18 protein-coding genes are annotated in these 19315 nt (G+C 67.3%); 4 read left to right on the forward strand and 14 right to left on the reverse strand.

From position 1 onward, the window contains the following. The first annotated feature begins 13 nt into the window (after positions 1-13). Complete coding sequence (locus QMO14_RS00640) at positions 14-2497, forward strand: glycogen/starch/alpha-glucan phosphorylase (RefSeq protein WP_301503675.1); 2484 nt, start codon at positions 14-16, stop codon at positions 2495-2497. Positions 2498-2632: 135 nt separating this feature from the next. Here QMO14_RS00640 and QMO14_RS00645 read toward each other — a convergent pair whose 3' ends face one another. The 4 genes from QMO14_RS00645 to QMO14_RS00660 form a co-directional block, all read right to left on the reverse strand. Further along, the gene (locus QMO14_RS00645; RefSeq protein ID WP_301503676.1) at positions 2633-3100 is read right to left on the reverse strand and encodes a biopolymer transporter ExbD; all 468 of its coding nucleotides are present in this window, start codon (positions 3098-3100) and stop codon (positions 2633-2635) included. A gap of 22 nt (positions 3101-3122) precedes the next feature. Next, positions 3123-3818, reverse strand: a complete 696-nt coding sequence (locus QMO14_RS00650; RefSeq protein WP_301503677.1) for a MotA/TolQ/ExbB proton channel family protein — start codon at positions 3816-3818, stop codon at positions 3123-3125. Positions 3819-3842: 24 nt separating this feature from the next. After that, on the reverse strand, positions 3843-4688 hold the full coding sequence (gene dapB / locus QMO14_RS00655; RefSeq protein ID WP_301503678.1) for a 4-hydroxy-tetrahydrodipicolinate reductase: 846 nt from the start codon (positions 4686-4688) through the stop codon (positions 3843-3845). 120 nt (positions 4689-4808) lie between these two features. After that, positions 4809-5375, reverse strand: coding sequence for an outer membrane protein assembly factor BamE (locus QMO14_RS00660; RefSeq protein WP_301503679.1), 567 nt, complete (start codon positions 5373-5375; stop codon positions 4809-4811). Between the two features lie 95 nt (positions 5376-5470). Between QMO14_RS00660 and fur the strand changes: the two genes are divergently transcribed. Further along, a complete protein-coding gene (gene fur / locus QMO14_RS00665) occupies positions 5471-5890 on the forward strand; it encodes a ferric iron uptake transcriptional regulator (RefSeq protein ID WP_019655576.1) in 420 nt (139 codons plus the stop codon). A gap of 87 nt (positions 5891-5977) precedes the next feature. On the opposite strand, the gene hprK is transcribed toward fur, so the two are convergent. The 4 genes from hprK to QMO14_RS00685 all read right to left on the reverse strand — a co-directional run bounded on the left by hprK (position 5978) and on the right by QMO14_RS00685 (position 10489). Further along, complete coding sequence (hprK, locus tag QMO14_RS00670; protein ID WP_126022249.1) at positions 5978-6937, reverse strand: HPr(Ser) kinase/phosphatase; 960 nt, start codon at positions 6935-6937, stop codon at positions 5978-5980. A 98-nt stretch (positions 6938-7035) separates the two neighbouring features. Further along, the gene (locus QMO14_RS00675; protein WP_019655574.1) at positions 7036-7503 is read right to left on the reverse strand and encodes a PTS sugar transporter subunit IIA; all 468 of its coding nucleotides are present in this window, start codon (positions 7501-7503) and stop codon (positions 7036-7038) included. Positions 7504-7692: 189 nt separating this feature from the next. Further along, on the reverse strand, positions 7693-8022 hold the full coding sequence (raiA, locus tag QMO14_RS00680) for a ribosome-associated translation inhibitor RaiA (protein ID WP_125948955.1): 330 nt from the start codon (positions 8020-8022) through the stop codon (positions 7693-7695). A gap of 346 nt (positions 8023-8368) precedes the next feature. After that, positions 8369-10489, reverse strand: a complete 2121-nt coding sequence (locus tag QMO14_RS00685; RefSeq protein ID WP_301503680.1) for an ATP-dependent helicase — start codon at positions 10487-10489, stop codon at positions 8369-8371. Between the two features lie 239 nt (positions 10490-10728). On the opposite strand from QMO14_RS00685, the gene corA reads away from it, so the two are divergent. Beyond that, on the forward strand, positions 10729-11715 hold the full coding sequence (gene corA / locus QMO14_RS00690) for a magnesium/cobalt transporter CorA (RefSeq protein WP_057593823.1): 987 nt from the start codon (positions 10729-10731) through the stop codon (positions 11713-11715). Between the two features lie 67 nt (positions 11716-11782). Beyond that, positions 11783-12547 carry a YoaK family protein gene (locus QMO14_RS00695; RefSeq protein ID WP_301503681.1) on the forward strand — a complete coding sequence of 255 codons (765 nt, stop codon included), beginning with the start codon at positions 11783-11785 and terminating at the stop codon, positions 12545-12547. Positions 12548-12549: 2 nt separating this feature from the next. On the opposite strand, the gene QMO14_RS00700 is transcribed toward QMO14_RS00695, so the two are convergent. The 6 genes from QMO14_RS00700 to QMO14_RS00725 form a co-directional block, all read right to left on the reverse strand. Beyond that, positions 12550-13332: a 5'-methylthioadenosine/adenosylhomocysteine nucleosidase gene (locus tag QMO14_RS00700; RefSeq protein WP_301503682.1), complete on the reverse strand. Its 783-nt coding sequence runs from the start codon at positions 13330-13332 to the stop codon at positions 12550-12552. Between the two features lie 107 nt (positions 13333-13439). Continuing rightward, on the reverse strand, positions 13440-15071 hold the full coding sequence (locus tag QMO14_RS00705; RefSeq protein WP_301503683.1) for an ABC transporter substrate-binding protein: 1632 nt from the start codon (positions 15069-15071) through the stop codon (positions 13440-13442). A gap of 60 nt (positions 15072-15131) precedes the next feature. Next, positions 15132-16184 (reverse strand): dipeptide ABC transporter ATP-binding protein, encoded by a 1053-nt coding sequence (locus QMO14_RS00710; protein WP_301503684.1) that lies wholly within the window; start codon positions 16182-16184, stop codon positions 15132-15134. Then, complete coding sequence (locus QMO14_RS00715) at positions 16181-17206, reverse strand: ABC transporter ATP-binding protein (protein WP_301503685.1); 1026 nt, start codon at positions 17204-17206, stop codon at positions 16181-16183. Before QMO14_RS00715 ends, QMO14_RS00710 begins: the two co-directional genes overlap by 4 nt. Positions 17207-17226: 20 nt before the next feature. Beyond that, on the reverse strand, positions 17227-18123 hold the full coding sequence (locus tag QMO14_RS00720) for an ABC transporter permease subunit (protein ID WP_301503686.1): 897 nt from the start codon (positions 18121-18123) through the stop codon (positions 17227-17229). A gap of 141 nt (positions 18124-18264) precedes the next feature. Beyond that, on the reverse strand, positions 18265-19269 hold the full coding sequence (locus QMO14_RS00725) for an ABC transporter permease subunit (RefSeq protein WP_301503687.1): 1005 nt from the start codon (positions 19267-19269) through the stop codon (positions 18265-18267). Positions 19270-19315: the final 46 nt, after the last annotated feature.

The raw sequence follows: 19315 nt of genomic DNA on the forward strand, positions 1-19315 counted from the left end.
CCGGGAGCGCCCCATGACCATCAAGGACTTCGCATACGACCACCCCGACCGCGACGTCGCGGCCTTCAAGCGCGCCGTGGCCAACAAGCTGATCTATGCGGTCGGCAAGGACCCGGTCGCGGCCAGCCAGGACGACTGGCTCAACGCCACCTCGCAGGCGGTGCGCGACCAGCTGGTCGAGCGCTGGATGACGACCACGCGCGCCAACTACGCGCAGGACCTCAAGCGCGTCTACTACCTGTCGATGGAGTTCCTGATCGGGCGCACCTTCACCAATGCGCTGCTGGCGGTGGACCTGTACGACACGGTGCGCGAGGCGCTGGCCGACTTCGGCGTGGACATGGCGGCCCTGTCGGAGCGCGAGCCCGACGCGGCGCTGGGCAACGGCGGCCTCGGGCGGCTCGCGGCCTGCTTTCTCGACTCGATGGCCACGCTCGGCGTGCCTGGCATGGGCTACGGCATCCGCTACGAATACGGCATGTTCCGCCAGCGCATCGTCGACGGCCAGCAGGTGGAAACGCCCGACTACTGGCTCACGCGCGGCAATCCGTGGGAGTTCCAGCGGCCCGAGGTGAACTACCGCGTGCGCTTCGGCGGCCATGTGCAGAAGCGCGAGGGCGCCAGCGTTCCGAGCGGCGCGGCCGACTGGGTCGACACGCACGACGTGCTGGCGGTGGCCTACGACACCATCATTCCGGGCTACGGCACGCAGGCCACCAACACGCTGCGGCTGTGGTCGGCGCGTGCCACCGAGGAGATCGACCTCTCGGCCTTCAACCGCGGCAACTACATGCAGGCGGTGGAGAGCAAGAACCACTCGGAGAACGTCTCGCGCGTTCTCTACCCCGACGACTCCACGCCCTCGGGCCGCGAGCTGCGCCTGCACCAGGAGTACTTCTTCTGCAGCGCCAGCGTCCAGGACCTGCTGCGCCGCTACCTGCGCAACCACAAGACATTCGACCAGCTTTCGGAAAAAGTCAGCATCCACCTGAACGACACGCACCCGGTGCTGGCGGTGCCCGAGCTCATGCGCCTGCTGCTCGACGAGCACGGCCTCTCGTGGGACGTGGCCTGGGCGCACACGCAGAAGGTGTTCAGCTACACCAACCACACGCTGATGCACGAGGCGCTGGAGACCTGGCCGGTGGAAATGCTCGGGCGCATCCTGCCGAGGCACCTGCAGATCATCTACGACATCAACGCGAAGTTCCTCGCCACGGTGACGCAGAAGGTGGGCAACGACGTGGAGCTGATGCGCCGCCTTTCGCTGGTCGACGAGGCCGGCGAGCGCCGCGTGCGCATGGCCTACGTCGCGGTGCTGGCGAGCCATTCGGTCAACGGCGTGTCGGGGCTGCACTCGGAGCTGATGAAGCAGTCGATCTTCTCGGACTTCGCGAAGATCTTTCCCGAGCGCTTCAACAACAAGACCAACGGCGTCACGCCCCGGCGCTGGCTCGCGCAGGCCAACCCGCCGCTGGCGGCGCTGCTCGACCAGCGCATCGGCAAGGGCTGGCGGCGCGACCTCTCGCAGCTGGAGGCGCTCCGGCCCATGGCCGCGCAGCCGGCCTTCGTGCGCGCCTTCCGCCATGCCAAGCGCGAGAACAAGCTACGGCTGGCCAACTGGGTCGAGCAGCACCTGAAGATCGACATCGACACGGACGCGATGTTCGACGTGCAGGTCAAGCGCATCCACGAATACAAGCGGCAGCTGCTCAACGTGCTGCACGTGGTGACGCGCTACCACCGCATCCTCGACGCGCAGGCCGCGGGCACGCCGCTGGACATCGTTCCGCGCGTGGTGGTGTTCGCGGGCAAGGCGGCGTCGGCATACGCAATGGCCAAGCTGGTCATCAGGCTGATCAACGACGTGGCCGCCACCATCAACGCCGACGCGCGCGTGGGCAAGCTGCTGAAGGTGGTGTTCCTGCCGAACTACAGCGTGAGCCTGGCCGAGATCATCATGCCGGCGGCCGACCTGTCGGAGCAGATCTCAACGGCGGGCACCGAGGCATCGGGCACCGGCAACATGAAGTTCGCGCTCAACGGCGCGCTCACCATCGGCACGCTGGACGGCGCGAACGTCGAGATGCGCGAGAGCGTTGGGCCGGAGAACATCTTCATCTTCGGCAACACCACGCCCGAGGTGGCCGACATCCGCGCCCGGGGCTACCAGCCGCGCGACATCTATGAAGGCAACGCCGAGCTCAAGCGCGTGCTCGACGCGATCCGCGACGGCGCCTTCTCGCCGGGCGAGCCCTCGCGTTACCAGGGCATCTACGACGCGCTGGTGAACTGGGGCGACCACTACCTGCTGCTGGCCGACTACGCGAGCTACGTGGCGAAGCAGGCGGAGGTCGACGCGCTGTACCGCGACCCGGACGCGTGGACGCGGATGGCGATCCTCAACGTGGCGGGGATGGGGGTGTTCTCGTCGGACCGCACGATCGCGCAGTATGCGCACGAGATCTGGCACACCAAACCGGTGGTGCTGGGCTGAGCGTGCCCGCGTTTCTCCCTCCCCCGCTGGGGGAGGGCTGGGGTGGGGGCACGACGGCCTCTCCCACACTCCAGCGCTCGTTGGGCGCGTGCCCCCATCCCAGCCTTCCCCCAGCGGGGGAAGGAGCAAGAAAAATCAACGCGGTTTTTGCTGCGCCGGCTCGGCTTCGGTCACGAACCCGATGCGGCTGAGCCCCGCCTTGTTCGCGATGCCCATCAGCGCCACCACCTTGCCATAAGGCACGGTCTGGTCCGCACGCAACTGCACCTCGGTGTCCTTGCTGTCGGCGGCGGCCTTCTCGAGCTGCTGAGCCAGTTCCTCGTCGGTCACGGCCTTGTCGTTGAGGAAGACCTTGCCCGACGCATCGACCGACAGGCTCACGAACTTGGGTGCGTCGTTGGGCTGGCCGGCGTCGGTCTGCGGCAGGTCGAGCTTGATCGAGCTGGCCATCAGCGGCGCGGTGATGATGAAGATCACCAGCAGCACCAGCATCACGTCGACCAGCGGCGTGACGTTGATGTCGGACAGCGGCCGCTGCGCGCCGCCGCCCATCGCGCGTCCGCCGCCGGTGGCGCTGCCCAGTGGTGTGCGACCGAAGGCCATGGTCTGACTCGCCGTATCCGGCCTAGACCGGCATCGGCCGCGCGGGCGGAGCCGCGGCGGGTGCCGGCGGGGCGCCGAAGCTGCCCAGCAGGTCGTGCGCGAAGCCTTCGAGCTCGGCCTCGATGCGGCCGATGACGCGGCCGAAGACGTTGTAGGCCAGCACGGCCGGAATGGCCACGGCCAGGCCGAAGGCCGTCATGATGAGCGCCTCGCCGACCGGGCCCGCCACCTTGTCGATGGTGAAGCCGCCGGTCTGGCCGGCAATGCCGGTCAGAGCGCCGTAGATGCCCCAGACCGTGCCCAGCAGCCCGACGAAGGGCGCCGTGGCGCCGACCGTGGCCAGCAGGATCTGCCCCGCCTGCAGCCGGCGCAGCGCGCCATGCAGGGCATCGCGCAGCACGCGCGTGAGGCGCTGGTTGCGGTCGACCGTGGCGCCCAGCGTGCCGGCCGGCTCGCCCGCGGCCACGCTACGGATGGCCGAGACGGCGGGCGACACCAGCGTCGCGCGGTCGAAGGCCTTGAGCTTCTGCTCGGCATCGGCCAGCGTGGACGACTGCCAGAACGCCGCGATGCTGCGCAGCACGTCGCGCGTGCCGCCGCGCAGCAGCCATGCCTTCCAGAGGATGATGACCCAGCTTGCGATCGACATCGCCAGCAGCAGCGCGGCCACCGAACGGCTGACGCCGTCACCGTGGGCCAGCAGTTCGAGCACGCTCATCGGCGGTCCTTGCCTGTTGCGCGGTCAGCGAAGACCGAGCACGTCGTACATGTCGAACAGGCCCGCGCGCTGCCCGGCCAGGAAGCGCACCGCGCGCAGGCTGCCCTGCGCGTAGGTGACGCGGCTGGACGACTTGTGGGTGATCTCGATGCGCTCGCCGGTGCCGGCGAACAGCACGGTGTGGTCGCCCACGATGTCGCCGCCGCGGATGGCCGAGAAACCGATGGTGGACGGGTCGCGCTCGCCGGTGATGCCTTCGCGGGCGTACACGGCGCAGTCCTTGAGGTCGCGGCCCAGCGCATCGGCGATGACCTCGCCCATCTTGAGCGCGGTACCCGAGGGGGCGTCGACCTTGTGGCGGTGGTGCGCCTCGATGATCTCGATGTCGTAGCCCGTCGCCATGGCCTTGGCCGCCATCTCGAGCAGCTTGAAGGTGACGTTGACGCCCACGCTCATGTTGGGCGCCATCATGATGGCGATGTCCTTGGCGATCTCGGCGATCTCGGCCTTCTGCGCGTCGCTGAAGCCGGTGGTGCCGATGACGGCCTGCACGCCCAGCTCGCGGCACACAGCGAGGTGCGCGAGCGTGCCTTCGGGGCGGGTGAAGTCGATGAGCACCTGCGCGTCCTTCAGGCCTTCGCGCAGGTCGGACACGATGGACACGCCGCTGTCGAAGCCCAGGAAGGCGCCGGCATCGGAGCCCAGGGCCGGGCTGCCGGCGATGTCGAGGGCGCCGGCCAGACGCAGGTCGGGCGCGTTGCGCACGGCCTCGATCAGCATGTGGCCCATGCGGCCTGAAGCCCCGGCGATGGCGACGCGGCGCGGCGCGGAGGCGGAATGGGTGGCGGGAGTGGAGGTGGGTTCGGTCACGCGGATTCAGTCAGTCTTCGAGGATTTTCGAAACGGCCCGAGGCGGTCGGAAACATCGATCGGCACCACACGGACCGGCCCGGCGGCACCGTCCGCTGCCGCCGATGCCCCAGCAAGCGCTCAGCGCGCGGCTTCGAGCGGGGGGTAGGCGGCCGGCAGCGGCGGCAGGGATGCCGACGACGCGGCCTTGTCGGCATCGGCTTTTTTCTCGCCGTCCTTGGGTGCGTATTTCTTGAGATCTTCTTCCGAGGCCTCGAGCGTGGGCACCTTGCCGGATTTCTTCCGGGTGTCGAGCGTGGCGACGAATTCTTCCTCGCTGGGCATCTCGTCGCCCTCGAAGCGGTCCATGAGTTCACCGTTGAAGAACACGGTCAGTCGGCGTTCCTGCGGATCGACGCCCTGGCGGCGGATGGTGAAGACGTAGTCCCAGCGGTTGGCATGGAAGACGTCGTTCAGCAGCGAGGTTCCCAGGATCTCACGCACCTGCTGGCGGGACATGCCCGGCTTGAGCGCCGCAACCTGTTCCTTCGACACGAAATTGCCCTGAACCACCTCGACTTTGTAGGGGGTTACGGCGGCCAGCGCGCCACGCGTGCGCTCGGTGAAACCGCTGCAGGCACCGAGGCCGAGCGTTGCCGCGACGGCGGCGGCCAGCAGCCAGGGCCGGCGTTGGAAGAAGGCAGGCATGGGAGGGAAAAGGGGTAGCGATATGATCGGCCATTGTAGCGGCTGGCCTTTTCGGGGCCTTTTGCCGCAGCCCCGCCAGGGGCTCAGGAACCAACATGGCCAACATCGACGAACTCAAGAACACCGGCCTCAAGGCCACCCTGCCGCGCCTGAAGATCCTGGAGATCTTCCAGACCGGCAGCCAGCGGCACATGACGGCGGAAGACGTGTTCCGCGTGCTGCTGAACGAACACTCCGACATCGGACTGGCCACCGTCTACCGGGTGCTCACCCAGTTCGAGCAGGCCGGCATCCTGGAGCGCAGCCACTTCGAAAGCGGCAAGGCGGTCTACGAGCTGAACGAAGGCACGCACCACGACCACCTGATCTGTACCTCCTGCGGCAAGGTCGAGGAGTTCTACGACGCCGAGATCGAGCGCCGCCAGCAGATGATCGCCAAGGACAAGGGCTGGATCCTGCAGGACCACGCCATGTCTCTCTACGGTTTGTGCGGAGACTGCGCGAAGAAACGTTGACCCCCGGCTTTTCACTTCGCTTCGCTGCGTATAGCTCCACCCCCGAGGGGGAGGCGCGGCCAGGCGGCAGCCGCATTCCCTGGTCAGTCAATCCCCGTCGCGCGAGCTTTCCATCGCCTTGTGGTGCCGCGCCACGAAGTCGGCATAAGTGTCGATGCCGCGCAGCTGCAGGATCGAATTGCGCACCGCGGCTTCCACCAGCACGGCAATGTTGCGGCCAGCAACCACCTGGATGATGACCTTGCGCACCGGGATGCCCAGCACGTCCTGCGTGAGCGGCGCCGAGGGCATGCGCTCGTAGTCGCGCTCGAAGCTGTCGCGCCGCACCAGGTGCACGATGAGCTTGAGCCGCATCTTCCGGCGCACCGCCGTCTCGCCGAAGATGGCGCGGATGTCCAGCAGGCCGATGCCGCGCACTTCCAGCAGGTTCAGCAGCAGGTCGGGGCAACGGCCCTCGATGGTGTTCTGGTTGATGCGGTAGAGGTCGACCGCGTCGTCGGCCACCAGGCCGTTGCCGCGAGAGATCAGCTCCAGCCCCAGCTCGCTCTTGCCCAGGCCCGACTCGCCCGTGATCATCACCCCCATGCCCAGGATGTCCATGAAAACGCCGTGCATCGATGTGCGCTCGGCAAAGTGCTTGGACAGGTAGGCGCGCAGCAGGTCGATCACGAATGCCGACGACTCGCGCGTGGCGAAGAGCGGCAGTTGGGCGCGCTCGCAGATCGACAGCAGCTCGTCGGGCGCGGCCTGGCCGTCGGCCAGCACCAGCATCGGCGGCTCCAGCGTGACGATGCGGGCAATGCGCCGGGCGCAGTCTTCCTCGCTGCCGCGCGTCAGGTAGGCCACCTCGCGGGCGCCGAGGATCTGCACGCGGTACGGGTGGATGTAGTTGAGATAGCCGACGAGGTCCGCCGCCGACTGCGCGCGGCTGATGACCTCCGCGTCGAACTGGCGCTCCGACGCGCCCAGCCCCGCGAGCCATTCCCAGCGGAGCGAGCCACGGAACTCCTCGAACATGGCATCGGCGCTGATGACGGTCGGCTTCATGCGTTCAGGAGACGGCGCGCGGGCGCCGGCTTTGCGTTGGAATGAGGGAAGAAGGAGCCGCGCAGCTTATCAGCAGCCGCGCGCGCCGACGCATGCGCTCAGGCGACTTGAGTGGATTGCCAGCCGGCGATCAGGTCGTGCAAGGCCGTGGCGTCGGTGCTGGACTTGATCTGTTCGCGCAGGCTGGCGTCGCTCAGCAGCTCGGCGATTTCGGAGAGGATTTCGAGATGCTTCTGCGTGGCCGCTTCGGGAACCAGCAGGAAGATCAGCAAGGCGACGGGTTGCTCGTCGGGGGCGTCGAAGCCGATCGGGTTGGCCAGCTGGAACACGGCGGCCATCGGCGACTTGAGGCCCTTGATGCGGCCATGCGGAATGGCGACGCCGTGGCCCAGTCCGGTGGAGCCGAGGCGCTCGCGCGCGAAGAGGCTGTCGGTGATGAGGGCACGGCCCAGACCGTGAAGGCTTTCGAACAGCAGGCCGGCTTCTTCGAAAGCACGTTTCTTGCTGGTAGCGTCAACGCTCACAAGCACTTGAGCGGGCGGCAGGATGGACGCGAGTCGATTCATGGTGGGTGGAGAGCGGGGGCGATTATGCACCCGCTTGGTAAAAACCCCCAGTCCCCCTATTTACTTTCTGTCTACATGTTGCCCAGAGGCCTCTCGGTCCCCTCTGGGCGACTGCCAAAAGCCCGACCGCGACAGTCGGAAAACAAAAAGCCGCCCGAAGGCGGCCTTGCGATGCGAGCCCGGGGCTCCTTACATCACGCGTTTGGGCGCCGCGTGATGGTGGTCCTGCAGGCGGTCCTTGTGGCGCACCACCTGGCGGTCGAGTTTGTCGACCAGTTCATCGACCGCAGCGTAGAGATCAGCGTGGCTCGACTCCGCGAACATGTCATTGCCCTTGACGTGGATGTTGCATTCCGCCCTTTGGCGGCGTTCCTTTTCCTTCTGCTTCTCCACCGTGAGGATCACCTTCACATCGACCACCTGGTCGAAGTGTCGGATGACCCGGTCCAGCTTGCTCGTGACGTAGGTGCGCAAGGCAGGTGTGACGTCGAGGTGATGACCGCTGATCGTCAAATTCATGAATGACCTCCTGGAATTGACGGTTGGGGAAATGACCGCCCCGCGGGATGCGGTTTGGCCGGCGAAACGAAACGGGAGTTCTCTGAGGGAGTTGGGAGGGAGAAAGGGGGAGGGAAAGAAGAGGAGAAAGAGGGGAAGGTCGATTCACTATGCCCAAGCTGTCACGGTATTGCAATACCTGAGTTGTCCGGGGTTTTTCGGCTTCGTGAGCAGCTTTCCACACGCTAGGGAATCGATAGCGGCTGCCGCGCGCGGGGCAGGCGATGCCGCGATTCGGGAACAAGTGTTTCAGCATCGGCAGGCTGGTGACCATGCCGGCGGAAGGGCCTGCGCCCGCCTGGGCCGGTCAGCGCCAGGTCGCCCGCATCCTGTTGCGCAGGTCGATCACCGAGCTGGGCGGCGGCACGGCCGGCGGGCGCTCCGGCGGAGGCGGCCAGGTCTGCTGCTCGAAGCCTTCGAGGTCGGCATCGGCGATGAAGCGCGTGCGGTTCGCATACAGGTGCCGGTCGCCGCGCGCCGCCTGCTGCGTGATGTGAAAGCGCTGCGGCACCAGCAGGTGCAGATGGTCGCGCGCCCGGGTCATCGCCACGTAGAGCAGGCGGCGCTCTTCCTCCAGTTCGTGCGCGCTCTGCGCCACGTCGGCCGGCAGGCAGCCGTCGACCACGTTGAGCACGTGCACCGAATTCCATTCCTGCCCCTTGGCCGAATGGATGGTCGAGAGGATCAGGTAGTCCTCGTCCAGCAGCGGCGGCCCCGGGCGGTCGCTGGTGGCTTCGGGCGGATCGAGCGTGAGCTCGGTGAGGAAGCGTTCGCGCGAGGCGTACCCGGCCGCGAGCCGCGCGAGCTGCTCCACGTCGGCGCGCCGCACGCCGGAGGTGTCCTCGTACAGGCGCTCCAGATGCGGCAGATACCAGTCCATCGCCAGCTCGACGTCGGCCGGCCACTTCAGCGTGGGCGCGCGCAGTGCCTCGTAGGCCTTCGCGAAGTCGGCCCATTGCGCGCGTGCGGCGGAAGGCGGCACGAAATCGCGCACCGCCTGGGCGGGGTCGGCCGCCTGCTCCATCGCGTCGAGCAGGCGCGCACTCGTGGCGGGCCCGATGCCGGGGATGAGCTGCGTCACGCGGAAGCCCGCCATGCGCCCGCGCGGGTTCTGCGCGAAGCGCAAAACCGCGAGCAGGTCCTTCACATGCGAGGCCTCCAGGAACTTGAGCCCGCCGAACTTCACGAACGGGATGTTGCGCCGCGCCAGCTCGAGTTCGAGCGCCGCGCTGTGCGTCGAAGTGCGGAACAGCACCGCCTGCGACTTCAGCGCCAGCCCGCCCTCGCGGTGCACCAGAACCTTGTCGGCCACCCAGCGCGCCTGCCCCGCCTCGTCGGGCACGAGCACCAGGAGCGGCTTGCCGGCCGAGGGCTTGTCGGTCCACAGCGTCTTGGCATGCCGCTCGGCGGCCTGCGCGATGACGCGGTTCGACACGTCGAGGATCGGCTGCGTCGAGCGGTAGTTGCGCTCCAGCGTGAGCACGCGCGCGGGCTGCGTGAACTGCGAGGGAAAGTCGAGGATGTTGCGCACCGTCGCGCCGCGGAAGGAATAGATCGATTGCGCGTCGTCCCCCACCACCGTCACGCCGCGCCCGTCGGGCTTGAGCGCCAGCAGGATCGCCGCCTGCAGCAGGTTGGTGTCCTGGTACTCGTCGACCAGCACGTGGTCGAAGCGCGCGCCGATGTGTGCGGCCAGCGAAGGCTCGGCTGCCATCTCGGCCCAGTAGAGCAGCAGGTCGTCGTAGTCGAGGACGTTCTGCCGCTGCTTGGCCTCGACATACGCGCCGAACAACCTCTTCAGCTCGGCCTCCCACTCGCCGCACCAGGGAAAGGCCTCCTTCAGCACGTCGGCCAGCGGCGCGCGGGTGTTCACGCAGCGCGAGTAGATCGACAGGCAGGTGCCCTTGCGCGGAAAGCGGTTGACGGTGGAGGAAAGCCCCAGCTCGTGCCGCACCAGCCCCATCAGGTCCTCGGCGTCGCCGCGGTCGTGAATGGTGAAGTTCTCGTCGAGGCCGATCTGGGGCGCGTACTCGCGCAGCAGCCGCGCACCGATACCGTGGAAGGTGCCGGCCCACGGCAGCGCCGGCGGCGCCTCCGACTTCAGCCCCAGCACCTGCGCCAGCACCCGGCCCGCGCGGCGCTCCATTTCCTGCGCGGCGCGGCGCGAGAAGGTCAGCAGCAGCAGGCGCTGCGCATCGACGCCGCCGGCGATGAGGTTCGCCACCCGATGCGCCAGCGTGCTGGTCTTGCCCGAGCCGGCGCCGGCGATGACGAGCAGCGGCCGCTCGTCCGCCACGGCAACTGCAGCACCCACGCCGTGCTCCACCGCCGCGCGCTGCGCCTCGTTGAGCGAGGCCAGCGCCTGCGCCAGGCGTTCGGCCTGGGTCTTCGGCGCGGCGGAAAAAGCGGGAAGCGCAGTGCTCTGCATGGTCCGTGACTTTACTGTATGCCCGTCCAGTCCAGCCACCTCGCCGACATGTGGCCGGTGACATAATCGCGCCTCGCTGCAACCGGAGATATTTCCCATGGAAACCGCCCCGTCTCGGCAGCTTTCAACTCCCTTTCGCTGACGCCTTGCTCGCGCTTCCTGCGCACGTCGGGCCAGGGAATTGAAAGCGCCCCCTCCCTCGCCCATCGTCCAGTCAGTCAATCCAGGGAGTGAGCCTCATGCTCAACATCTTCACGCTCGCCAACGGCCGCCTCGTCCAGGAAGAAATCGAGGCTCTCGAAGAGCTCTCCAGGTTCCAGCCGATCTGGGTCGACCTCGAGTCGCCCACGCTCGAGGAGAAGCGCTGGATCAAGCAGTACTACGGGCTGTCCATCCCCGAGGATGCGATGGACGAGGACATCGAGGAATCGGCCCGCTTCTACGAGGAAGACAACGGCGAGCTGCACATCCGCTCCGACTTCCTGATCGACGACGACGAAGCCCCGCGCGCCGTGCGCGTGGCCTTCATACTCAACCAGCACAACACCGACCTGCGCAGCCGCGGCGTGCTGTTCTCGATCCACGACGAGGACGTGCCCGTGTTCCGCCTGCTGCGCATGCGCGCGCGCCGCGCGCCGGGGCTGATCGAGGACGCCAAGGAAGTCATGCTCAAGCTCTTCGACGCCGACGCCGAATACTCGGCCGACTCGCTGGAGAACATCTACGACGAACTCGAGGCCGCCAGCAAGAAGGTGCTGTCGGGCAACGTCAGCGACGAGCTGGCCGGCGAGGTGCTCGGCGCCATCGCGCGGCAGGAAGACCTGAACGGGCGCATCCGCCGCAACGTGATGGACACGCGCCGCGCCGTCAGCTTCATGATGCGCAGCAAGATGCTCAACGCCGAGCAGTTCGAGGAAGCCCGCCAGATCCTGCGCGACATCGAGTCGCTGGACAACCACACGGCTTTCCTGTTCGACAAGATCAACTTCCTGATGGATGCGACCGTCGGTTTCATCAACATCAACCAGAACAAGACCATCAAGATCTTCTCGGTGGCCAGCGTGGCGCTGCTGCCGCCGACGCTCATCGCCAGCATCTACGGCATGAACTTCAAGTTCATGCCCGAGCTCGACTGGGCCATGGGCTATCCCTACGCCATCGTGCTCATGGCGGCCAGCGCGCTGGTGCCGATGTGGTACTTCCGCCGGCGCGGCTGGCTCAAGTAGCAGAGCCTTCCGGGGCGGCCCCGGTGCTAGAGTGGCTCTGGCCCCAAGCGCCGACCGGAGAGCCACCTTGCGCAGAATTCGCTTTCTCACCAACCGCCACCGAGCGCCGTCGACCAACACCGCGCTGGGCTTCCTGCTGGCCTTCAATGCCGGCGCCATCAACGCGGGCGGCTTCCTTGTGCTGCACATGTACACCTCGCACATGACCGGCTTCGCCTCGCAGTTGGCCGACGGCATGGTGCTGGGCAACGTCAAGCTGCTGCTGAACGCGCTGGGCGCGATCCTCGCTTTCCTCACCGGCGCCGCCGTGTGCGCGGTGCTCGTCAACTGGGCCCGCCAGCACCGCATGCATGGCGTGTACGCGCTGCCGCTGATGCTCGAGGCGGCGCTGATGTTTCCCTTCGGGCTCATGGGCGCGATCACTCTGACCTGGGCCACGCCGTTCGCGGTGCCGCTCACCGTGCTGCTGCTGTCCTTCATCATGGGCCTGCAGAACGCGGTGGCCTCCAAGACCTCGGGCGGCAGCATCCGCACCACGCACATGACCGGCAACATCACCGACATGGGCATCGAGATCGGCAAGATGCTCTACTGGAACCGCCGCTCGAAGTCAGCGCCGGCGCATGTCCTGCCCGTGCGGCACGACCGCAGCCGCCTGCGCCGCGCCGGCGGGCTGGTCGGCATGTTCGTGCTCGGCGGTGCGGCGGGCGCGCTGGGCTTCAAGTACGTGGGCTTCATCTGCGTGGTGCCGCTGGCGGCACTGCTGCTGGCGCTGTCGATCCCGCCACTGCTGCGCGACATTCCGCGCCGCCGCACGCCCTCGCTCAGCTGAACTCAGCTGGTCTCGGCCGGCAGCGAAGCCAGCCACGCGTCCACCAGAGCGAGGCTGTAGCGGCACGCCACCGCGGCGACGAAGCGCGAGAAGTCGCCGTGCGCGGCATCGTCGGCGCGATCGGAGATCGTGCGCATGGCCGCGAAAGGCACGCCGTAGTCGTGACACACCTGCGCCACGGAGGCGCCCTCCATCTCGACCGCGAGCGCATCGGGCAAGGCGCGCTGAAGCGCCGCGCTCTCGGCGGTGGTCGAGACAAAACGGTCGCCGCTCACCAGCAGGCCGCGATGCACCTTCGGCGAATGAAGGCCGAACTCGGCGATGGCCTCCCTCCCCACAAGCGCCACCGGGTCGCGCAGCGTCTCCCGCGCGACCGTCGCAAGCGCATCGCCGATGGCCTCATCGGCCGCGAAGCGCGACAGGCCCATCAGCGGCACTTCGTATTTCGGAAAGATCGGCGAGGCATCGAGGTCGTGCTGCAGCAGCTGGGTCGCAACCACCACGTCGCCGACGTTCACGCCAGGCGCAAGCCCGCCCGCGACGCCCGTGAACACGATGGCCCGCGCACCGAAGCGCTCCAGCAGCACCGTGGCCGTGATCGCCGCCGCGACCTTGCCGATGCGCGACAGCACCGCGACCACCGGCCGGCCATGCAGATGGCCCACCCAGAAGTCGCGGCCCGCGACGCGCACGCGCTGCTCGTCGGGCATCAGCGCGAGCAGCGCGCCCAGCTCCTCGTGCATCGCAGCGACGATGGCGATGGGCGCAAGCGACACAGAGTTCAAGACATTTCTCTTTCAAGAACACCGAGGAACCGGCTTTGCCGGGCCTCTGGTGTTGCCCCCTGCAAGGGGGTTGGCGTAGCGACACGAAGTGCGCGAAGCCTGGGGGTTTACTTGATATCCACACCGTAGAAGGTGTGGCGACCGAACGGGCTCAGCTTGAAGTCGACGACTTCCTTGCGCACCGGCTTCAGCTGCACCGCATGCGCGATGGTGAACCACGGCGCCTGCTCCTTGAAGATCAGCTGGGCCTTCTTGTAGAGCGCGTCGCGCTCGGACTGCTTGGTCGCGCTCTTGGCCTTCACCACGAGGTCTTCATACGGCTGGTAGCAGAACTTCGAGATGTTGCTGCCGCTGGCCGATTTCGCCGAGGCGCAGCCCAGCAGCGTGTAGAGGAAGTTGTCCGGGTCGCCGTTGTCGCCGGTCCAGCCCAGCATGCCCATCTGGTGCTCGCCGGCCTGCAGGCGCTTGCGGTACTCGCCCCACTCGAAGCTCTTGATCTCGGCCTTGACGTTGATCTTGGCGAGGTCGGCCTGCATCAGCTCGGCGATGCGCTTGGCGTTCGGGTTGTACGGGCGCTGCACCGGCATGGCCCACAGGTCGGTCGAGAAGCCGTCGGGGTAGCCGGCCTGCGCCAGCAGCTTCCTGGCGGCTTCGGGGTCGTACGGGTCGTCCTTCACTGCGTCGTTGTAGGACCACATGGTCGGCGGGATCGGGTTCTTCGCGGCCACGCCGGTCGAGAGGTACACGCCGTCGATGATGGCCTTCTTGTTGATCGCCATGTTGATGGCCTTGCGCACGCGCACGTCGTCGAAGGGCTTCTTCGTCGTGTTGTACGAGAGGTAGCCCACGTTCAGGCCCGGCTGCTCCAGCAGCTGCACGTTCGGGTCCTTGCGGATCGCGTCGAGGTCGGCCGGGTTCGGGTACGGCATGACATGGCACTCGCCTTTCTGCAGCTTGGCCCAGCGCACCGAGGCATCGGGCGTGATCGCGAACACGAGGTCGTCGATCTTCGCCTTGCCGCCCCAGTACTGCGGGAAGGCCTTGAAGCGGATGATCGCGTCCTTCTGGTACTGCACGAGGTAGAAGGGGCCGGTGCCGATCGGGTCCTGGTCGACCTTCTCGGGCGTGCCCGCCTTCAGCATGGCAATGGCGTATTCCTTCGACTGGATGCCCGCGTACTGCATCGCCAGGTTCGCGAGGAAAGGTGCCTCGGGCTGGTTCAGCACGATCTTCACTGTGTAGTCGTCGATGCGGTCCACCGTCTTCAGCAGCTTGGGCATGCCCATGTCGTTGAAGTAGGAGTGGTTCTGGCTTGTGACCTTGAAGAAGGGATCGCTCTCCTTCCACTGCCGCTCCAGCATGAAGATGAAGTCGTCGGCGTTGAAGTCGCGCGTGGGCTTGAAGCTCTTGCTCGTGTTGTGCCACTTCACGCCCTTGCGCAGGTGGAAGGTGTACACCGTGCCGTCGGCGGAGATGTCCCACTTCTCGGCCAGGCCCGGCACGACCTTGGTGCCGCCGCGCTCGAACTCGACGATGGTGTTGTAGACCTGCGTGGTCACGTCGAACGAGGTGCCGGTGGTGTTCATCCCCGGATAGAAATTCTCGGGGCTGCCCTCCGAGCAATAAACCAGCGTCTTGGCGGACACCGCGCCGCAGGCCAGGGTAAGGGCTGCGAGCGCTGCAGGTGCCAGGAGCGCCAGGCTTCGTGAGCGGCGCGAAACGGTGGGCTGGGTCTTCATGTGGACTCCTTGATACACGGTTGAAAGAACTGCGAGAACGACACGGGAACTGAGGGAACGCTAGGGATTCGTCGCCATCGCGATGGAGGCGGCGGGCGGAACGTCGGCGCGCACCAGCGGCGCGCCTTCGAGGAACTTCTCCGAGAAATGGCAGGCCACCTGCCGCTCGTCGAGCACGCGCAGCAGCGGCCGCTCCTCGCGGCAGCGCTGCTCCACGTGCGGGCAGCGCGTGCTGAACACGCAGCCCGAAGGCGGATTCAGCGGCGACGGCAGCTCGCCCTTGAGCACGATGCGCTGGCTGCTGAGCCCCGGCGTGGAAGCCAGGAGCGCCTGCGTGTACGGATGCAGCGGCCGCGAGAAGATGCGCGATTTCGGCCCCTGCTCCACCGCATGGCCGAGGTACATCACGAGCACGTCGTGCGCGATGTGCCGCACCACGCCGAGGTCGTGCGAGATGAAGAGATACGCCAGGCCCAGCTCGGCCTGCAGGTCGGCCAGCAGGTTCAGCACCTGCGCCTGTATCGACACGTCGAGCGCCGACACCGGCTCGTCGGCCACCAGCAGGCGCGGGCTCAGCATCAGCGCGCGCGCGATGGCGATGCGCTGGCGCTGGCCGCCGGAGAACATGTGCGGATAGCGGTTGGCGTACTCGGGCCGCAGGCCCACGCGCGCGAGCATGTCGCGCGCCTTCGCGGCACGCTCCTGCTTGCTCAAGGCGGTGTTGATGGCCAGCGGGTCTTCGAGCACCGTCGCGATCTTCTTGCGCGGATTGAGCGAGCCGTACGGGTTCTGGAACACCAGCTGCACGGCCTTGCGCAGCTCGCGCCTGCGCTCCGGCGGCGGACTCACCGCGTCCGCGCCGACCAGCGTGAGCTGGCCCGCCGTCGGCTTCTCGATCAGCGCAACCATGCGCGCCAGCGTCGACTTGCCGCAGCCCGATTCGCCGACCACTGCCAGCGTGCGGCCGCGCTCGATTCGGAAGGAGATGTCTCCCACCGCGCGCAAGTGCGAAGGCGCGCGGAACAGCCCGCGGCGGATGTCGTAGGTGCGCTGGAGGTTCTTCGCCTCGACGACCACTTCGGTGGCCGATGCGTTGGTCGAGGCCTCGCTCATGCCGCGACCTCCGCCGCCCGCTGCTTCGGCGGATCGCTCGCGATGGCTTGCGCGCGGCCCTGATCACCGAGCGGAAAGTGGCAGCGCACCTCGGCCCCGTTCGACTCGCGCAGCGCCGGCCGCACCTGGCAGGCGCGCTCGGTAACGTAGCCGCAGCGCGGCGCGAACAGGCAGCCGGCGGGTCGGTCGTGCACGCCGGGCACCACGCCGCTGATGGTGGCAAGGCGCCCCTCGGGCGCGGCGCGCTCGGGCAGCGCCGCGAGCAGCGCCTCGGTGTAGGGATGCTGCGGCGACGCGAAGAGGCGGTCGACGCGCTGGTGCTCCATCACCTGCCCCGCGTACATCACGGCAATGCGCTGCGCCATCTCGCTGACCACGCCCATGTTGTGCGTGATGAGCACCAGCGCCATGCCGCGCTCCTTCTGCAGGTCGCGCAGCAGGTCGAGGATCTGCGCCTGGATGGTCACGTCGAGCGCGGTGGTGGGCTCGTCGGCGATCAGCAGGCGCGGGTTGCAGGCGATGGCCATCGCGATCATCACGCGCTGGTTCATGCCGCCCGAGAGCTGGTGCGGATAGCTGCCCAGGCGCGACGACGCGGCCGGGATGCCCACCTGCTCCAGCAGCTCGGTCGCGCGCTTCTTCGCTTCGCGCTTGTCGAGCTTCAGGTGCAGCCGCAGCGTCTCCATCAGCTGGAAGCCGACGGTGAAGCAGGGGTTGAGGCTGGTGGTCGGCTCCTGGAAGATCATCGCGACTTCCTTGCCGACCAGCGCGCGGCGCGCCTTGTCGGAAATGCCGAGCAGGTCCTTGCCCGCGAAGCGCATGTGATCGGCTCGCACGCGGCCTGGGAAGCCGACGAGGCCCATCAGCGCCATCATCGTGACGCTCTTGCCCGAGCCCGATTCGCCGACGATACCGAGCACCTCGCCTTCCTCGAGCGTGAGGCTCACGCCGTCGACCGCATGCAGCACGCCGCCTTGAGTGGGAAACTCGACGTGCAGATCCTTGATGTCAAGCAAAGGCATCTTTTCTTCCTTCCTTTGCTTCAGCGCTTGAGCTTCGGATCGAGCGCATCGCGCAGCCCGTCACCCAGAAGATTGAAAGCCAGCACCGCCGCGAGGATCGCCATGCCCGGGAAGGTGACGACCCACCACGCGCGCAGCACGAACTCCCGCGCATCGGCCAGCATGGTTCCCCACTCGGGCGAAGGCGGCTGTGCACCGAGCCCGAGGAAGCCGAGCGCCGCCGCATCGAGGATGGCGGTGGAGATGCCGAGCGAGGCCTGCACGATCAGCGGCGCGGCGCAGTTGGGCAACACCTCGCGGAACATCAGCCGCAGCGTGCCGGCGCCGCTCACGCGCGCGGCGGTCACGTAGTCGCGCGAGACCTCGGCGATGACGGCGGCGCGCGTGATGCGCACGTAGTGCGGCAGCACCACGATGGCCACGGCGAGCATCGCATTGACGAGCCCCGGCCCGAGGATCGCGACGATCACGATGGCCAGCAGCAGGCTGGGCAGCGTGAGCACGATGTCCATCAGCCGCATGATCGCGATCTCGAGCACGCCGCGGAAGAAGCCCGCGATGAGCCCGAGCACCACGCCCGCGACCACAGAAAGCGCCACCACCGCGACGCCGATCGAAAGCGACAGCCGCGCGCCGTACATGAGCCGCGAAAGAATGTCGCGGCCGATGGCGTCGGTGCCCAGCAGGTTGCTCATGGAGCCGCCCTTCTGCCACGCCGGCGGCTGCAGGAAGACGGCGCTGTTGGTCTCGTTCGGTGCGTGCGGCGCGATCCACGGCGCGAACAGCGCGACCAGGAGCAGCAAGACGATGGTGGCGAGCCCGATGACCGCGCCCCGGTTGGCCGAGAAGGCCGTCCAGAACTCGCGCCAGGGGCCGGGGGGTGCGGTGCCCGCACCGGAAGCAATTGTCTGTGTCATCACGAAATCAGTTTCCCTGCACGCGCTGACTGCACGCGCGGCCTATTTCCGGAACGCCGCGCAACCGGCTCTGCCGGGCCGCTGGTGTTGCCCCCTGCAAGGGGGTTGGCCTAGCGGCACGAAGTGCACGCAGCCTGAGGGTCATTTCCTGATCCGCGGGTTGATGACGCCGTACGCCACGTCTACGAGAAGGTTGACCAGCATCACGATGCCGCCGAGCAGCAGCATGCCGCCCTGCAGCACCGGGTAGTCGCGCCGGCCGATGGCCTCGATGAGCCACTTGCCGACGCCGGGCCAGGAGAAGATGGTTTCGGTGAGGATCGCGCCCGTGAACAGCACGCCCACCTGCAGGCCGATCACCGTCACCACCGGAATGAGCGCATTGCGCAACGCGTGCAACCCGACCACGCGAAAGCGCGAAAGACCCTTGGCGCGCGCGGTGCGGATGTAGTCCTCGCCGAGCACCTCGAGCATGGCCGAACGCGTCATGCGCGCGATCACCGCGAGCGGCACGGTGCCGAGCACGACGGCCGGCAGTATCAGGTGATGCAGCGCCGACCAGAATGCGCCGGTGTCGCCGGCGCGCAGCGAGTCGATCAGCAGGAAGCCTGTCTCCGGCTCGATGTAGTACTGCACCGCGATGCGCCCTGACACGGGCGTCCATCCGAGCTGCACCGAAAAGAACAGGATCAGCAGCAGCCCCCACCAGAAGATCGGCATCGAGTAGCCGGTGAGCGAAGTGGCCATCACGCCATGATCGAAGATGGAGTTGCGCCGCACCGCCGCGAGGATGCCGGCCGGAAGCCCGAGCAGCAGCGCGAAAAGAATGGCGCACACCGCAAGCTCGACGGTCGCCGGAAAGAGCGAGAGGAACTCGCTCATCACCGTGTCCTGCGTGATGATCGACTTGCCGAGATCGCCGTGCAGCACGCGGGCGATGTAGATGCCGTACTGCACGATCACCGGCTTGTCGAAGCCGTAGGCGGTGCGAAGTTCGGCATGGCGCGCGGGGTCGATGCCGCGCTCGCCGGCCATCGTCTCGATGGGGTCGCCCGGCACCAGCCGGATGAGGAAGAAAGCGAGCAGTGTCATGCCGAAGAAGGTCGGCACCAACAGACTCAAACGGGTAAAGGCAAACCTGAGCATCGACCCGCGAATATGCAAGATCGATGCCTCGGCCCCACCCGGGCCG

The sequence above is a fragment of the Variovorax sp. CAN15 genome (assembly GCF_030462475.1).
Classification (GTDB): Bacteria; Pseudomonadota; Gammaproteobacteria; order Burkholderiales; family Burkholderiaceae_C; genus Variovorax.

Bases quoted from the DNA above. Each gene is read 5' to 3' on its own strand.
- QMO14_RS00640 (WP_301503675.1), top strand. From the start codon at position 14: ATGACCATCAAGGACTTCGCATACGACCACCCCGACCGCGACGTCGCG.
- QMO14_RS00645 (WP_301503676.1), bottom strand. From the start codon at position 3,100: ATGGCCTTCGGTCGCACACCACTGGGCAGCGCCACCGGCGGCGGACGC.
- QMO14_RS00650 (WP_301503677.1), bottom strand. From the start codon at position 3,818: ATGAGCGTGCTCGAACTGCTGGCCCACGGTGACGGCGTCAGCCGTTCG.
- QMO14_RS00660 (WP_301503679.1), bottom strand. From the start codon at position 5,375: ATGCCTGCCTTCTTCCAACGCCGGCCCTGGCTGCTGGCCGCCGCCGTC.
- fur (WP_019655576.1), top strand. From the start codon at position 5,471: ATGGCCAACATCGACGAACTCAAGAACACCGGCCTCAAGGCCACCCTG.
- hprK (WP_126022249.1), bottom strand. From the start codon at position 6,937: ATGAAGCCGACCGTCATCAGCGCCGATGCCATGTTCGAGGAGTTCCGT.
- QMO14_RS00675 (WP_019655574.1), bottom strand. From the start codon at position 7,503: ATGAATCGACTCGCGTCCATCCTGCCGCCCGCTCAAGTGCTTGTGAGC.
- raiA (WP_125948955.1), bottom strand. From the start codon at position 8,022: ATGAATTTGACGATCAGCGGTCATCACCTCGACGTCACACCTGCCTTG.
- QMO14_RS00685 (WP_301503680.1), bottom strand. From the start codon at position 10,489: ATGCAGAGCACTGCGCTTCCCGCTTTTTCCGCCGCGCCGAAGACCCAG.
- corA (WP_057593823.1), top strand. From the start codon at position 10,729: ATGCTCAACATCTTCACGCTCGCCAACGGCCGCCTCGTCCAGGAAGAA.
- QMO14_RS00705 (WP_301503683.1), bottom strand. From the start codon at position 15,071: ATGAAGACCCAGCCCACCGTTTCGCGCCGCTCACGAAGCCTGGCGCTC.
- QMO14_RS00710 (WP_301503684.1), bottom strand. From the start codon at position 16,184: ATGAGCGAGGCCTCGACCAACGCATCGGCCACCGAAGTGGTCGTCGAG.
- QMO14_RS00715 (WP_301503685.1), bottom strand. From the start codon at position 17,206: ATGCCTTTGCTTGACATCAAGGATCTGCACGTCGAGTTTCCCACTCAA.
- QMO14_RS00720 (WP_301503686.1), bottom strand. From the start codon at position 18,123: ATGACACAGACAATTGCTTCCGGTGCGGGCACCGCACCCCCCGGCCCC.
- QMO14_RS00725 (WP_301503687.1), bottom strand. From the start codon at position 19,269: ATGCTCAGGTTTGCCTTTACCCGTTTGAGTCTGTTGGTGCCGACCTTC.